Source organism: Streptomyces sp. NPDC005393 (assembly GCF_040606675.1).
Taxonomy (GTDB): Bacteria; Actinomycetota; Actinomycetes; order Streptomycetales; family Streptomycetaceae; genus Streptomyces.
In genome coordinates this window covers 1-14,492 of sequence record NZ_JBEXFG010000088.1, presented here as the reverse complement: position 1 = coordinate 14,492, position 14,492 = coordinate 1, and the positions used below count along the sequence as shown (strand labels likewise).

General features: G+C 63.2%; 9 protein-coding genes. 2 read left to right on the top strand and 7 right to left on the bottom strand.

The window, feature by feature from the left end; genetic code table 11:
* Window positions 1-513 precede the first annotated feature (513 nt).
* Window positions 514-3,912 (bottom strand): hypothetical protein, encoded by a 3,399-nt coding sequence (locus tag ABZS71_RS34675; RefSeq protein WP_356216626.1) that lies wholly within the window; start codon window positions 3,910-3,912, stop codon window positions 514-516.
* Window positions 3,905-4,561 carry a hypothetical protein gene (locus ABZS71_RS34670; RefSeq protein ID WP_356216623.1) on the bottom strand — a complete coding sequence of 219 codons (657 nt, stop codon included), beginning with the start codon at window positions 4,559-4,561 and terminating at the stop codon, window positions 3,905-3,907. The genes ABZS71_RS34675 and ABZS71_RS34670 overlap by 8 nt, the downstream gene beginning before the upstream one ends.
* A gap of 479 nt (window positions 4,562-5,040) precedes the next feature.
* On the opposite strand from ABZS71_RS34670, the gene ABZS71_RS34665 reads away from it, so the two are divergent.
* The gene (locus tag ABZS71_RS34665; RefSeq protein WP_356216620.1) at window positions 5,041-6,690 is read left to right on the top strand and encodes a DUF262 domain-containing protein; all 1,650 of its coding nucleotides are present in this window, start codon (window positions 5,041-5,043) and stop codon (window positions 6,688-6,690) included.
* 16 nt (window positions 6,691-6,706) lie between these two features.
* Complete coding sequence (gene radC, locus ABZS71_RS34660; protein WP_356216617.1) at window positions 6,707-7,372, top strand: DNA repair protein RadC; 666 nt, start codon at window positions 6,707-6,709, stop codon at window positions 7,370-7,372.
* Here the strand turns inward: radC and ABZS71_RS34655 are convergent.
* The 5 genes from ABZS71_RS34655 to hsdR all read right to left on the bottom strand — a co-directional run bounded on the left by ABZS71_RS34655 (window position 7,363) and on the right by hsdR (window position 14,029).
* Window positions 7,363-8,502: a hypothetical protein gene (locus tag ABZS71_RS34655; protein WP_356216614.1), complete on the bottom strand. Its 1,140-nt coding sequence runs from the start codon at window positions 8,500-8,502 to the stop codon at window positions 7,363-7,365. The two genes, radC and ABZS71_RS34655, sit on opposite strands and share 10 nt — an antisense overlap.
* A complete protein-coding gene (locus tag ABZS71_RS34650; RefSeq protein WP_356216611.1) occupies window positions 8,499-9,989 on the bottom strand; it encodes a class I SAM-dependent DNA methyltransferase in 1,491 nt (496 codons plus the stop codon). Before ABZS71_RS34650 ends, ABZS71_RS34655 begins: the two co-directional genes overlap by 4 nt.
* A 116-nt stretch (window positions 9,990-10,105) precedes the next feature.
* Window positions 10,106-10,879, bottom strand: a complete 774-nt coding sequence (locus ABZS71_RS34645) for a nucleotidyl transferase AbiEii/AbiGii toxin family protein (protein ID WP_356216608.1) — start codon at window positions 10,877-10,879, stop codon at window positions 10,106-10,108.
* A complete protein-coding gene (locus ABZS71_RS34640; RefSeq protein ID WP_356216605.1) occupies window positions 10,876-11,337 on the bottom strand; it encodes a hypothetical protein in 462 nt (153 codons plus the stop codon). Before ABZS71_RS34640 ends, ABZS71_RS34645 begins: the two co-directional genes overlap by 4 nt.
* A 226-nt stretch (window positions 11,338-11,563) precedes the next feature.
* A complete protein-coding gene (gene hsdR, locus ABZS71_RS34635) occupies window positions 11,564-14,029 on the bottom strand; it encodes an EcoAI/FtnUII family type I restriction enzme subunit R (RefSeq protein ID WP_356216602.1) in 2,466 nt (821 codons plus the stop codon).
* Window positions 14,030-14,492 lie beyond the last annotated feature (463 nt).

The window sequence follows — 14,492 nt, the reverse complement described above, 5'->3', positions numbered from 1 at the left end:
CAGAATCCGCGAACTGTGCACCGCCCACGGCCTCGCAGCGGCCTGACCTCAACCAGCCGACTTCGCCAACGGAATCAGACCTACGCATTACGAGTCAGCACATGATCATCCCGATCTTGAACAACTTTGCTCGGATCTAGGGAAAGTCGCAGGTGAGAGCATGTGCCGGTACTAGGTTCTACCCGGTCTTGCTGCATCGTGCGTGATCCTTCCGTTCCCATGAGGTTCCCATCAGTTCCCGTGGAGCGGGGCCAGATCCGTGATGAACGGCAGCGTCGCTGGTGAGAGCGCGAAGCCAATCCGGGGAGCTTCGCACCTGCATTGGGATGAGAAAGGCGTCCTGACCCGTTCGCCCGGGGCGGAGCCACTGACCGTTATCGCAGGTCAGCCGCATGGCAACAGCGTAGCGCGGTCGACTGTTGCAAAATGGACCCTCAGCACAACGATATCCGGACTATCTTACTGCATCACGGTCTGCCCCACTCGATTTCACCGCCCTGCGCCATTGCCGTCTCAGAGAGGGACACCAGGGCCTTTCGGCAGGAGTTTCTTCAGTACAGGCTCGTATGTGGCGGCGATATCCATGAATTGATGGTTATTGCGGCAGAACACCTTACCTTCTGCAATAATTTCGAGGATCAGCGTCTTCATATCCAAGAAGACTTGGGCAGCGAGCGTCGAGGTGCAGGCCTCCAACCACTTGGTACCCTCACGGGCCAAGATGGCGTAGCTATGGGGCGCGCTCGCCCCACATTGTTTGGTCACAGCGTGGAGGTCATGAACTGCGTTAACCGCGGCGCTCTCAAGGCCAGGATTCTTTGACGCCTCGGCTGCCGTTTTCAGATGGATCGCACAGCTCGTAGTACGCACCAGGGGATCCTGCTCGCCCCCGTCGCATCCCTTGGCCGTCTCCAGGTGGTTTCGGGCGATTCTCAGGTGCCCGTGCTCCAACTCGAACGAGCCTCGCTGTAGCCAATAGTGGCGGTCGTCTTGCAAAGAGTCGTGCGCTGCGTCGTAGATTTCCCGTACGGTTTCGACGGGGAGCTTGAGGTCGCGCATCAGAGTGTGGCTGAGCAGCTTGATCATGGCTCGGCGGATGGGATGGTCGTTGTCCTGGGTGTTCCGTGCGCGGGCCGCGTAGAACACCAGAAGATGCCGGGCCACGGAGGCCAGTTGGTCCAGATTGGCTCTGAGGACTGAGTCGACGACGCTGTCAGCGATGGCCCGCTGGCGGCAGCGGAGTCGGCCGTCGGCGGCCCGCACCAACATGCCCATGGGAACTAGTTGGGAGACGGCGTCTCGGTGCCGTCGGGTCGGCGCGGCTGGTGAGGCGACGATCAGCAAGAGATCCTCTTCGTCGATTCCCCGCTGCTTGTAGACGAGGGCCGACTCGAAGAGACAAACGGTGGCATACGCTGCCCGCTGTTCGCTGTCGAGCTGCTGGAACTCGCTTCGAATCTTCGCCTCGAACTGTTCTCCGGTAACCACCTGGATCATTGCAGCTAGAAGGCTGTTCTCGCAGATCGTGCGGAGCCTGTTGATGCGCTGGTGGGGCAACCGGTGCTGTTTCAGAATTCCCAGGAGCCCATTCTTCTTGAGCACCTTGATAATGTTCCTGAGATCGTCGTCGTTCAGTGGGGTGTCGGACCGTACGACGTCGGGTGTGAAAGTGGCGTCGAGCTCATGTTCGCGGGTCGTGCGGATCGCCGCCACAACGAGGGTTTTCCCTCCATTGCTTAGATTCTTGAGCAATGAAGTCGCTTGCTTGCCGAAGATGTCGATGTCGTCGACGAAAATAGCGTTCAGTCTCTGTTCTAGAGCCTGGGCCTCAATGGTCCGGCGGGAAACCGATACGTCACGGTCCACCCAGCCGACGTTTTTCCCCATCGTGTGCAGACGATAGGCGTATTGCATCAAAGCTGTGGTCTTGCCCGACCCGGCGCTGCCCTTGAGTAGGACGATCGGGGCACGGCCGCCCGGTCTTGGCCGCCCAGCGTCTTCCAACGCGTCCTTCATAGATAGTTCGGCGGCTACCTTGTCGATGATGTCGCCCCACGCTGCGTCCCGGCCCTCCAGGAATGCGCGGCTCCCCTTCGACGCTTCACTTACCAGTGTCGCCACCCGAGCGACGCCCGTGCCCTTGCGTTCGCCTACGTAGGACTGCGCGAGCAACCGATGGCCCTCGACGAGGCTTTGGTGGCCGGACCGCAGACACTGGGTCGAGAAGGTGAAAGGGGACTGTCGGATGTGACTGAGAGCGGCTCGCCGCAACCGCGCCCGATCTGCCAAGGTGCCGTCGGATGTGACGATGAAGCCCGGAAACCCCTCCGCTCCTGAAAGCCTGCCGGTCAAGGCGAGTGTTTCCCACAGGGCCGCGCTGCCGGGTGACAGCGCCATGAACAGCGTGGGCCGGATGAGCACTTCTGCTTGGAACTGCCGGAACCACAGGTTGCGAGGGTCGCTGCCGTTCACGGGGACCTCGCTGAAGTCGACAGTCCCGGATGTGCTGCCGACCGTCCCGTTCATTGCGATGACTTCGACGACGCTCTTCTTGCCTCCCGGTCCAGCCTGGCCGGCGTTGACCAAGGAGACAGTTTCGGCCAGCTTCGGGTCGCGGGCGACCGCGGTGGCGAAGGTGTCAGAGCCTGTGAAGTCGTAGACGCGCCACCATGGGGATTGCAGCAGCCGTTGCGCGGCTTGCGGGAAGGTGTCCGGAGCGCCGCGCAGCGCCTGGAGATGGTGTTCGAGCTGTTGCGGCGTCAGTTCCTCGCGGGCGGCTGCCCAGGTCTCCTTCAACGGTGGGATCGGATGAGGTATTGCACCGAATGCAGCCTGAGCCAGGCGGCGGTTCAGCTCGTCCGTATCGATGGGACCTCCGTCGGCCTCCGGCCCGGAGACCAGCACGAGCACCATCCGCCCTGTGGCCGCCTGTTGGTAGAAGGCGTCGAGCAGCGGTCCCTCCTCGTAGTCTTCTTGAGAAGAGGAGTCCTGTGTCGCACGTGCGGGCGCCGCTTCGGGCGCGGGGTAACAAGGTCCTTGCAGAGCAAGTGTGTGGCCAGTCCCAACATTGGTGACCTCGGGTCGCGCGTCGCGCGCAAGGTTCACGCTCAGCAATTGGTGCACAGAGTCCGCGCCATGGGGTAGCACGCGCCAGAGGCCGTCCTCATCTCCAGACCCGGCGAGCGGCAACACCGGTGACGGGAGTCCCGACAGATCAGGCATGCTGCCTGTATGGCCGGCTAGTAGGAGCGTCAGGTCGTTGCTTCCGACCCAGGCGTCGAACTCTTCACCGACTGCGCACTTCAGTTGTTCCTCCGAGCAGCCTGCCAGCCCAGCGTCGGCGTCGGCGGAAACCATCCGGAAGACGGTGTTGACTGTGACCAAGCCAATGGATCTGCCAGCGGCCTCCCATCGCAGTGCGCCCTCGCCGGGCAGTAGCCCCGCGTGCATGCCGGGGATGACGTGATAAACCTTCTGATGCCACTCCTGGAAATCTCGGAACACCTCGGATTTCAGGGGGCGTACGATGTCATCCGTGAGCCCTCCGCTCCACAGCTCGGAGCCGAGTTGCTCCCACATTCCACTCAGGGCCTTGGTCAGCAAGAGCCCTGCTGAGCCCATCCGGCGGTCTCCCAAGCCTGCTGCAGCCAGGACCATCGGTAGCGCCCCGTCGGCGCTGTGGTTGAGGCAGTCAAGGAGGAGTGAGTCGACAAATTCCCTCGATGCCGGATACCCGTGGTCTGACAATCCGCCCGCAGTACCCAGGACGAACAGCCCGTCGAGCCTGTGCCCTGTGCTGTGAAGCTGCGCCAGATCGGCGGACGCTGCAGCCCGTGCTCGTTCACGCACCTCAGCGTCCTCGGGCAGCGGTCCGATGCACAGGAAATGAGCGATCGCGTTCGAATCAGGCATCTTGCCACCTCACGGCCTTCACGGCGGAACGCGGAATTTGCAGGACACCGCTCTTGGCTCCGCACGTGTTCTTCGCAGGTTTCACCTCAACGAACGGGGTGCTCAGGGAGCCCTTGGTGACCATGCCCTCGACTCGGTACGTCTTCTCGCCGCACAGCAGCGTCAATGCGTCCCTGTACGAAGGCTCCAGAACAACCGTGCCAGGTGCAGATTCCGTCTCTGGTCCCACAAGTACGCCGAGGGCAAAGGTGAGGACGCTCATGGCGACGGCGGCCGCCGCAACCCAGTTCGCATGCCCCTGCCTCTTGTCGATCTTCTCGGTCTCATGGTTGGCCTTCTCAAGGACGCTTCTGATCAGCGCCTCACGACTAGTCACATAGTCGGGACCAGGAAGGTCTACGACGGGGAATGCCACGGCTCGCATGTAAAGCAGGGCCGCCAGTAGCCATAGCCCGACGGTGGTGATCGCGACGATCTGAGTCAGCTTGCCTCGGTCCGCCAACGTGGTAACGGTGAGGGCTGCGATCAACCCTCCGGCGAACAGGGTGATAGTGGACTGAGCGGATTGGGCTCGCACCCGTGCGTTGAACCCTGACTGAACCCGTTGGGAGTAGTACGCCTCAGTAACCGGCGCGATCACGGCGTCCAAGACACTCTCGTAGTCTTCGGAACCCGTCGGCTGCCCCACCAACCTCGCCTCCATGTCTTGATTTGGCGCCGAGCGTAACAACACTCGAGGGCACTGGGACGGGTGTCATACCAACCCACATCGTGTTGGATGAGGAGCCGCGCTTCAAACGCCTCGATAGCGCACCACTTCAGTTCCACTTTGTCCGAAATTGAATATTTTGCCACAAAGTGAGAGGGAGGTGGGATGCAAGCTGGCGCAGATCGGCCTCCCCCTTGGACATAGGCAGCCATACGAGCAAGGTAGACCTGCCCCGACTCACAATTCGTGGTCGACCCGCACCAATGCCAGCTCCCGCTCCACCTGCAGCTATCCCCGTTGTCAGCGGCGGCCCGTACGATCGTGACCGATGCGATGCCGCGACCAGAAGAGGGGGTGGCAGTGTGACGACATCAGCCCAAGGGCGTCGGCAGGCGAGTCCGGAACCGACGATTTCGCCGGTGACCCGGCTCGCCGACCGAGTGCTGTCAGGCCAGATCGTGTTGCCCAAGTATCAGCGTGGATTCGTCTGGTCCCCGGAGCAGATCCTGCATCTGCTGGATTCCGTACACCGCAACTACCCCATCGGCAGCGTGCTGCTGTGGGAGACAACCGAGCAGCTGGCAAGTGAGCAGACCATCGCGGGCTTGAGCGTGGATGCGCCGCGTGCTGGCCATCCGGTGCGCTACATCATCGACGGCCAGCAACGGCTGGCCAGCATCATTGGCGCCCTGCACGCCGGCACGGGCAAGTGGAACGTCGCTTACGACCTCGTCGAGGAGCGGTTCCTCCATCTGATGCCCGACACCCCGGAAGGTGACCACATCGTCCCGATGCGGAAGGTCAGTTCGGCAGGTGACCTGTTCCGCCAGACGTCGATGCTCGCACCCGAGCTGCATGAGCGGGCTATATCGCTGTACGAGCAGTTCACCAACTACCAGATCCCGGTGGTGACGCTGCAGGATCTGACTCCCGACGACTCCGCCCGGATCTTCGAACGGATCAACAGCACTGGCACGTCCATGACCATCGTCGACCTGATGCGGGCGGGTACCTGGAGTCCCGATTTCGATCTGCAGGACGAGATCGATGAGCTACTGGAAGTGCTGAACGCGAAGAAATACGGACGGGTCGACAGCAAGACCTTGCTGCGCACGATCGCGGCGGCTGCCGGGTTCGGATTCTCCACCAAGGACATCAACCGGCTTCGCGAGTTGGACAAGGAGAGGCTGCGGGCAGCGGTCTCGGAGGCAGCCAAGGCATCCGAGCGGGCGGTCGACTTCCTCAGCACTCAGATTCGTACACCGCACGCTGAAGCCCTGCCGTACTACAACCAGTTCGCCGTACTGGTGGAGCTCTTCCGCCAGTTGCCCAAGCCCACTTCGGTGCAGTACGAGTCTCTGCGGCGCTGGTTCTGGCTCACCGCGAGCGGCGAGTACTTCAAGGGCTGGAGCGAGACGCAGATGGCCGCGGACCGGCAGGCGGTGGCTGACTTCACGCAGGGGCTGACGACAGAGATCGACACCTCGGCCGCAACGCCGCGTCCAGCTTTGTGGCGCAGCAGTTCTTTCTCTCGGCGCAATGCCCCCAGCAAGCTCCTCGGCTTACTGCTTTCGTATGCCGAGCCCCTGGACTTGGCCACCGGGCAACGAATCGATGTGGGGAAGGCCCTGTCGTGGCAGAACGACAAGGAATTCCATCACTTCTTCCCCCGGGCCCACTTGCGTTCCAAGGGAGTGAGCCAGGCCCGCGCGAACGTCTGCGGCAACCTGGTCATGCTGACGTCGCTGTCCAACATCTGGATCACCGACCGTGCTCCATCCCAGTATCTGCGGGATCTGTGCGATACAGAGGGCGAGACGGCGGTACGGCAAAGGCTCGCCAGCTGCCTGGTCGAGGAGGACGCCTTCCAGGCGGCGTTGCGGGACGACTACGACGCGTTTCTGCGGGCCCGGTCAGAGACGCTGCACCGACAGCTCGTGAAGCTGCTCGGCGGAACGGAGCGCGAGGGGTACGGCCATGGTGATGTTGGGCTAAGGAGCGACGAAGTGGTCGAACTTACTGAGGACGTCGACCCCGACGAGCCTGTCGACCTCGACTCTGCGGACTGATGGGAAGCGCGCGTTCATGAGGATCAAGGACCTGCCCGAGCGGGACCGCCCCCGTGAACGTCTGCTGGATCGTGGACCGGAAGCTCTCTCCGATCGTGAACTGCTTGCACTGCTCCTCGGCTCAGGTACAAGCGGTTGTGATGCGGTGGAGCTCGCGGGGCAGCTCATCGCCCGGCATGGCGGTCTGTACGAACTGTCCCGGACCGCACCTCACGAGCTGTCTTCCGGCACACCGGGGTTGGGCCCGGCGAAGGCCGCGCGCATCGCGGCGGCCTTCCAGCTCGGACGGCGAGCGGTCTCGCCAAAGGCAGAGCGCCCGCGGGTACGAGGCTCGGCCGACTTGGCGGCAATCGCCGCGCCGCTGCTGCATGGGCTGCGCCATGAACGGGTTGTGGTCGTGACGTGCGATTCCGCCGGCGCAGTGCTCCGTACAGCCGTACTTACCGAGGGCGCGACGGACCGCAGCCTGATCCCGGTACGTGACGTACTGGCCCTGGTCCTCGCAGTCGGCGGCACGGCCTTCGGGGTGGCACACAACCACCCCACCGGCGCGGTCGCCCCGAGCGAGCCCGACCGCCGTGCGACTGCCCGCCTTGCGATGGGCGCGGAGGCGGTCGGGCTCCGCTTTCTGGACCACGTGGTGGTCACGGACGGAGAGTGGAAACGCGTGCCCTACAGCTGACCGCCGAAGGCCGCATTGAGCAGCGCGGGCCGCAAGGCAGCAAGCTGAGTGGACTGTTCCGCTCCCATCAGGCTCGTCTGGTGGACCAGGGTGAGACGGCGGGCGATACGGCGTTGTTCGGGCAGACTCGGCAGCGGAACCTCAGTGGCCAGGAGGCGGTCGACATTCACGCGTTGCCGGCGGGAGCCCATGCCGGTCCCCTTGTCCTTGAGGCTGTCATGCAGGCCATGCCAGCGCGCGAGGTGTGTCATGTATTCGAGGTCGGCGACATCAGGATCGATATCGAATGTGGGGAATTCGTGCGAGACATGCACGCCCTCGAAACTCGGCGGGACGACGGCGAGTGAGCCTTCCCAGCCGAAGAGCTTGCTGTAGACGAACTGGCCGGTGCGGAGACGGTTGTAACGGGGATACTTGGTCTCATCACCATTGATCGCGGGGCGCTCGAAAAGGCCACGTCCTCGGTTGAGGAGGCCGGCGGTCCGATACGTCGCCGTGGGGTCTACGTCGACGAAGTCGCTGCTCGGGTGAAGGGCCATCGAGAGCTTGGCTCGCTCCTGGACCGGTCGGAGCAGTGCGTCCATGTGCTGCTTATAGAGCACGGTTGTCGTGTCTCGCAGCGCGGTGATGCGGGAGATTCGATCCATGGACGCGTCCAGCCTGGCAGCGATGCGACGCTGCTCGACCGGGTCAGGCAAGCTAATGCGCTGGTGGCCGAAGGTTTTGATCCCGAGTGTTCTGTTCCTGCCGGCGGAACCGGGCGAGGCCTGGCGGATAGTTTGAAGCCCTGGTCCACCATAGAAGAACCGCAGCAGATAACGCGGATCTGCAACATCCTGGTTGACCCGGTAGGTCATGAATCGATGTGATCCAATCATCCCAGCCTCCTTATTGGAGGCGATCGCAACCGCTCCCTCCCAGGCAAAGATGTTGCTGAAAACAAGGTCTCCCGGCTCGATCCAGAACACCTTCTTAGTGCCGATATCTTCACTCGAAACAGGAAGCTTGTGAAAAATTCCATTGCCGAAAGATCGGATACCAATTTCGCAGTATTCCCGACTTTCTTCGAGATCGACTGGCCGACGGATCAGCTGGATTACGTCATTGACAGCATATTCGGTGAGCTTCACGCGCTGCTCCCCAGCTCCGCGCGAAGCTCCTTAAGCAGGCTCAGGATCTCGTCCTCCGCCTGCAGAAGATCGTCGACCAGCTCCCCTGGCGTCCGGTGAGCAAGGTCGTCGCCGACGTGCGGGTTGGCGATGTCAAGGTTGTGTCCAGCCTTCTTGATGTCATTCGCAGAGACCCTCCACGCGAACTCGCTCTGCTCACGCCCCTCCCTGTCCTCACCACCCCACCAATCGACGCAACCGTCGAACTCCTCGAACCGCATCGGTTTCGTCTTGCTGTAGCCGCGTCGCCCCTCGGGTAGGGGCACCTCGTAGAACCAGACCTCCTCCGTTGGTCCAGTCTTCTCGAAGAACAGCAGGTTCGAAGGAATCGGGGTGTACGGCGCAAAGACGCCTTGCGGGAGACGGACGATGGTGTGCAGATTGCACTCCTTCATCAGCTTCTCCTTGATGCGTGCTCCGACGCCGTCGTCTGAGAGGCTGCCGTTTGGCAGGACGATCGCGCACCTGCCGCCCTTCTTCAGCTGGTCCAGGATCGCGTGGACGAACAGCCAGGCCGTCTCCTGGGTGCGATAGGCCTCTGGGAATTTCCTGACAACCGACTGTTCCTCTGCGGCGCCGAAGGGCGGGTTGGTGAGGACAACGTCCACACGATCAGCCGCCGTCGCGTCCCGCATCCTGTCCAGCGCGTTGAAGCGGACGAGGCGGGGAGCGTCGATGCCATGCAGCAGTAGGTTCATACTGCCCAGCAGATACGGCAGAGGCTTCTTCTCGATACCCCGGATATCAGAGTGGAGCCGCCGCAGCTTGGCAACGGTGTCGGCTTGGTCCTTCAGCTCCTCGTACGCCTGGACCAGGAAACCACCCGTACCGCAAGCTGGGTCAAGGATCGACTCACCAAGCTTGAGGAAGGACTGCTGGACCATGAAGCGGTTGACCGGCCGGGGGGTATAGAACTCGCCGGAGTCTCCGGCCGCATCCCGCATTTCCTTCAAGATCGACTCGTAGACGAAAGCCATCGTGTGGATGTCGTCCGTTGATGTAAAGTGGATCTGGTCAACCGTATTTACCAAGTCCCGCAGGAGGGAACCTGAGAGCATCCGGTTATTTACGTCCTTGAAGATTGTGGACAGGACATTGCGCGGATCCTCGGCGTTCCCGCCCTTCAGTTCGGCGAGGTGCGGGATGAGTTCGTTGTTGACGAACGTCGTCAGTTCCTTCCCGCTGAAGTCGGGGTCGGTGGCCCAGTCCTGCCACCGGAAGGGCTTCTCGATCGCCGGGCGGTAGTCGGGATCCCTCAGTGGGCCAACCTGCTCGACGCGCTCGTCGAAGGCTTTGAGGAAGAGCAGCCAGGAGAGCTGCGGCAGCCGGTCCAGGTCACCGTTGAGCCCTGCGTCCTTGCGCATGATGTCGCGGGCCGACTTGATCAGGGACGCGAGCCGCGTCCTGGACGTAGCGGCCGGAGCCGCCTTCTTCGTAGGTGACGCCATGTCAGCCTTGCTCCTCGTATTGGTCATTCAACGCCTTGCCCCGGAACTCGCGCAGGTGGGCGAGCTGCAGTATCCAGGTCGGGCGGCATCTGGGTCAGGCCGGCGGCCAAATCGGGCTACGTGCCGTTCCACGCCGGCGGTGGGTCGGGGATCGACTCCGGCACAGAGTGGGTGGCCCGTACCGCAAAGACATGCTGGACGGTCCCGGTGAGCACTGCATCGGGAGACAGCCCGCTCTCAATGAGCAGGACAAGGTCAACCAGGTCCTTCACCCGGGTGTTGGGTCGGCCGCCGTAGTCCCGCGTGAAGACGTGGAGCTTCTCGGCGAAGTGCTGGCGGCGGTCCACGGCTTCGATGGTGCGCTGCGGGGTGCCGGCGAACTCCAGGGTGTTGGGCAGCGGAAGTCGCTCGGTCAGCGCGATCTCCTCGCTCCGGGCCACCACATCCACGCGTACAGCTTCGAAGAGCTTGCCCGCCAGGCGTGCCTCGACCGAGGACCGCCAGCCGCCCCGACCGTCAGTGTCGGCTTTCAAGACCATGGGAACAGACACCCGGAACTGGAAACCGTCACCGTCCGCGTCCACTGCCAGGGCTTCGATCAGCAGTTCACGTACATCGTCACCGTCAGGCTGCACCGCACCGTCAGGCCGGGCCGCCAGGTCCAGGTCCTTGGTGGTGCGGGCGCGGCCGGAGAGGCGGAACTCCATGGCCGCGCCGCCCTTGAGAACCCAACCTGCCGACGGATCACTGGCGAGGCGGGTAGCCAGACGGTCGAAGACCATCAGGCGGCGCCGACGGGCGAGATCGGTGCGGGTGTCGTTCGTCTGCTGTTTCAGCCGGTCTTCCAGAGCGCGGCGCAGTGCGGCTGCGTCCCGGTAACGGCTGGTCATGAATCTCCCGTCCGTAGGGCGCGCTCAACGCCGAGCTCCGCACGCGGCCCTAGTCGCTGTGCGGCGTAGAGCAGTTGCCGCCTCGTGGCCATGCCTTGCTCCAGCGCCTCGGCAACGGCGGAGTCCAGTACGTCCTGGTCGGTGCTCGCGGCCGCGCACTCGGAGATCGCTCGCACCGGCGTGGTGATCCGGTAGCCGCCGCGCTGCTCGACTTCTTCTGAATCCAGCTCGGCCTGGTGGAGGATCACGGCCGCGTCTTTCTGCCGAAAGTTACGGGGGACGGTCAGGTGGATCTGATCCGGATTGGCCGTGCCGAGGTCATGCACGGCGAGCGCGGTGGTGTGCGAGACAACGGCACGCCCCTTGCTCCACAGCGACCAGCGCACCAGGTGATCGTCCCCCTCCCCCGGCAGGTCGCTGAACTCCCGAAAGCGGTAGATGCCACGGTCCACGGACACCCAGTTGCCTCGCTGGGCGTGATAACGCTGCGCTTGGTACGAGTAGCCCACTTCCAGCGCCTGGGCAGCAGTGAAGTAACCGCGCTGCCCGCTGGCGATACGCCAGAGGGCAGCTCTGGTGTCCGTACGGTCCCTGAGCGTGCACCCAGCTTAACATCGACATGAAACTCATAGACAGCTTTATCTTCACATCATGCTTACGCCTGAAGCTAAAGTTATCTTTGACTTATGCTGCCTCGATCAGCCGCCTGCCGAGGTCATCGATGGCTTCGTGCAGCTGCTGCGCCCCGCCGAACCGGTCGGTCAGCTCGCGGAGGGAACCCATCCCGAGGAACGGCTGCACTTCGAGCGTCTTCGGTTGCAGTTGCGGAGACCCATATTCCGCGAACTTCGTCAGCATCCCCTCCAGCACCTCGCGGGCCTGCTCCTGGAAGGAGTCGAGGAACTGCCGGTGCTCTCGGCGGAAGCGCGACAACCGCTCTTCCCTGCTCACCAAGGGCAGCCCCCAGGCGGCGTTGAGCAGGAGATCTACTGGGTCTACATCGGGGCTGTCGAGCTCGGTGGGCAGCCGCTCGGCATCGATGTCGGCCGCGTCCAGTGCGGACATCAGCACGCGACGGCTCTTGGCTACCGCCCACTGCGAGCGCAGCTGGTCCGGTGCCAGGTCGAGTTCAAGAACTCGATCGTGGACCCACTGAAGGAGCGTGACGAGTTTCAGTGTCCGGCCGTCGGAGTCGAGCTGGTAGCGGGCCTCTCCCCACTTGTAGACCTCGACCCCGCTCACCACATACCGCCGGCCGCGGGAACGGATCCGATCCACCTCGTCCGGGTCATCCACCGTGCCGCCGGCCTGTCCGAGCGTTCCGCCGTCCTCCTGCGCATACTCGGCTTCGGCTTCGGCCACAGTCTCGGGATCGACCTCCTCTCCGTCGGCGGTCTCCGGTGCGGTGTCCACCACGTGCCCCTGTTCGTCGGCGGTGTCCCGCACGATGCGCAGCGGCGGGCCGTCGAAGCCCGGGTCGTTGAAGAGCCGGGTGGCTTCAACGAAGTCGATGATGTCGAAGGAACCCTTGCCGATCTCGGGGCACAGTCGTGTGCCCCGCCCGATGGTCTGCTTGAACTCCGGCATTGAGGCGATACGGCGGAAGAGGACGATGTTGCGCACCGCCGGCAGGTCAATCCCGGTGTTGAGCAGCTTGGAAGTGACAGCGATGACCGGCTCGTCAGATTCGTCCTTGCGGAACTCGTCCAGCAGGGCCTTGCCGTGCGGGCCATCGGCGTCGGTGATGCGGACCACGTAGTCGGGCTGCGCGCGGACTTCCTGAGCAGCGGCGTTGAAGAGTGCGCTCCGCATGCGCGCAGCGTGGTCGTTGTTCTCACAGAAGACGATGGTCTTGCCGTGTATGCCGTCCTCTGCTGTGGCACGGAGAAAATCGATCACGTACTGGGCGGCAGCCTCGGTGCGCTCCAGGATCACCATCACCCGCTCGAAGTCACGCGGGCCGTAGACATCCTCCGGGATTTCGTTGCCGTACCTGTCCTTCTGGCCAGGCTCGGTCTTGTAGCCCTCCATGTCTACGTTCAGCCGCACCCTGCGGACACGGTAGGGAGCCAGGAAACCGTCCTCGATGCCCTCGGCCAGGGAGTAGGTGTAGACGGGTTCCTTGAAGTAGTCGAGGGTGTCCGCATCCTTCCGGCTGATAGGCGTGGCGGTCAGGCCGATCTGGGTGGCCGGGGAGAAGTGCTCAAGCACCCGCCGCCACTGCGAATCCTCGCGGGCGCTGCCACGGTGGCACTCGTCCACGATCACCAAGTCGAAGTAGTCCGGTTCGTACTGCCGGAACAGGGCCTCCTCGTCGCCTTTCTCCAGCGACTGGTACAGCGCGAAGTAGATCTTCCGGCCCTTGACGAGTTGTCCGCCGCCGAGCTTCGCGACGTCGTCCTGACCGAATACCGGGAGGAAGTACTTGTCTTTCGGGTCATCGACCAACATGTTGCGGTCGGACAGATACAGCACTCTCGGCTTGCGGCCGGGGACCCAATGCGACGAGTAGAGCCTGGCGACTGCCTGGAGGGCCACCATGGTCTTGCCTGTCCCTGTGGCTAACACCAGCAGGATGCGCTTCTGGTTGCGGGCGATTGCAGCGAGCGTGCGGTTGACCGCAATGCGCTGGTAGTAGCGGGGACGCTTGGAGGTGTTGTCCGAGTTCCGCAATTTGTGGTCGTACGGAGTTGTCAGCAGCTCACGACCGAGATCGGAGTCAGCCTGCTCGACTCCCAGGTAGCGGGCCCAGAGCTCCTCGGGCGACGGGAAGCGAGTGATCTCCTGAATCTTAGGATCAGGACTGCGGAAGTCGATCTCGACGATCTTCTGGCCGTTGGTGGCATAAGCGAAGGGCAGGCCGAGCTTGCGGGCATACCGGCGCGCCTGTTCCACACCATCTTCGGCGCTGATCCGGTACCGCTTCGCCTCCACGACCCCGATCGGGAGATCAGGCGCGTACTCAAGGATATAGTCGGCCACCAGCGGATCACCGTGGACATGACGCTTCGGGGTCGGCGTCAGGCGGCCGTTGTTGATCCGGTACTGCGGTCGCACCTGCTCGTCCCGCCACCCCGCTTCAGCAAGGCCGGGCAGGACAAAGGCCCGACAGGTCTCCGCTTCGCTCATCCCGTACGCATCAGTCGTCATGGTTCATATGTACTGGACGTGACTGACAAATACAGTCCGCACTTGGAAAGTTGGCCGCTCTCGGTGACGTACTTGCGCCGTCACCTTGGCGCCAGCGCAAGAGCAACCCATCTCGGCCCTCTACGCGACGCACCCAACTCGCCCAGGGGCGAACCGCCGGGACCGCGTGCTGCTGTCACGGCCCTTGCACACCAGGCCACTCTCGGGGCCCGCCTCAGCCTGCCAAAATATTGACATAGAAGACTTGTCGGAAATCGCCGTTCCCAGAATGTTCCCACCAGGCACACAAAAGGCCCTCCGTGATCTCGCACGAAGGGCCATCAACCCTCTGACCTTTGTGAACCGCCTTCGGGATTCGAACCCGAGACCTGATTCCGTTGGCGAAGTCGGCTGGTTGAGGTCAGGCCGCTGCGAGGCCGTGGGCGGTGCACAGTTCGCGGATTCTGCTGGGGCGGGCTGCGGG

Coding starts and splice junctions, on each gene's coding strand:
- ABZS71_RS34650 (WP_356216611.1), bottom strand. CDS start 9,989: ATGGCGTCACCTACGAAGAAGGCGGCTCCGGCCGCTACGTCCAGGACG.
- radC (WP_356216617.1), top strand. CDS start 6,707: ATGAGGATCAAGGACCTGCCCGAGCGGGACCGCCCCCGTGAACGTCTG.
- ABZS71_RS34675 (WP_356216626.1), bottom strand. CDS start 3,912: ATGCCTGATTCGAACGCGATCGCTCATTTCCTGTGCATCGGACCGCTG.
- ABZS71_RS34645 (WP_356216608.1), bottom strand. CDS start 10,879: ATGACCAGCCGTTACCGGGACGCAGCCGCACTGCGCCGCGCTCTGGAA.
- hsdR (WP_356216602.1), bottom strand. CDS start 14,029: ATGACGACTGATGCGTACGGGATGAGCGAAGCGGAGACCTGTCGGGCC.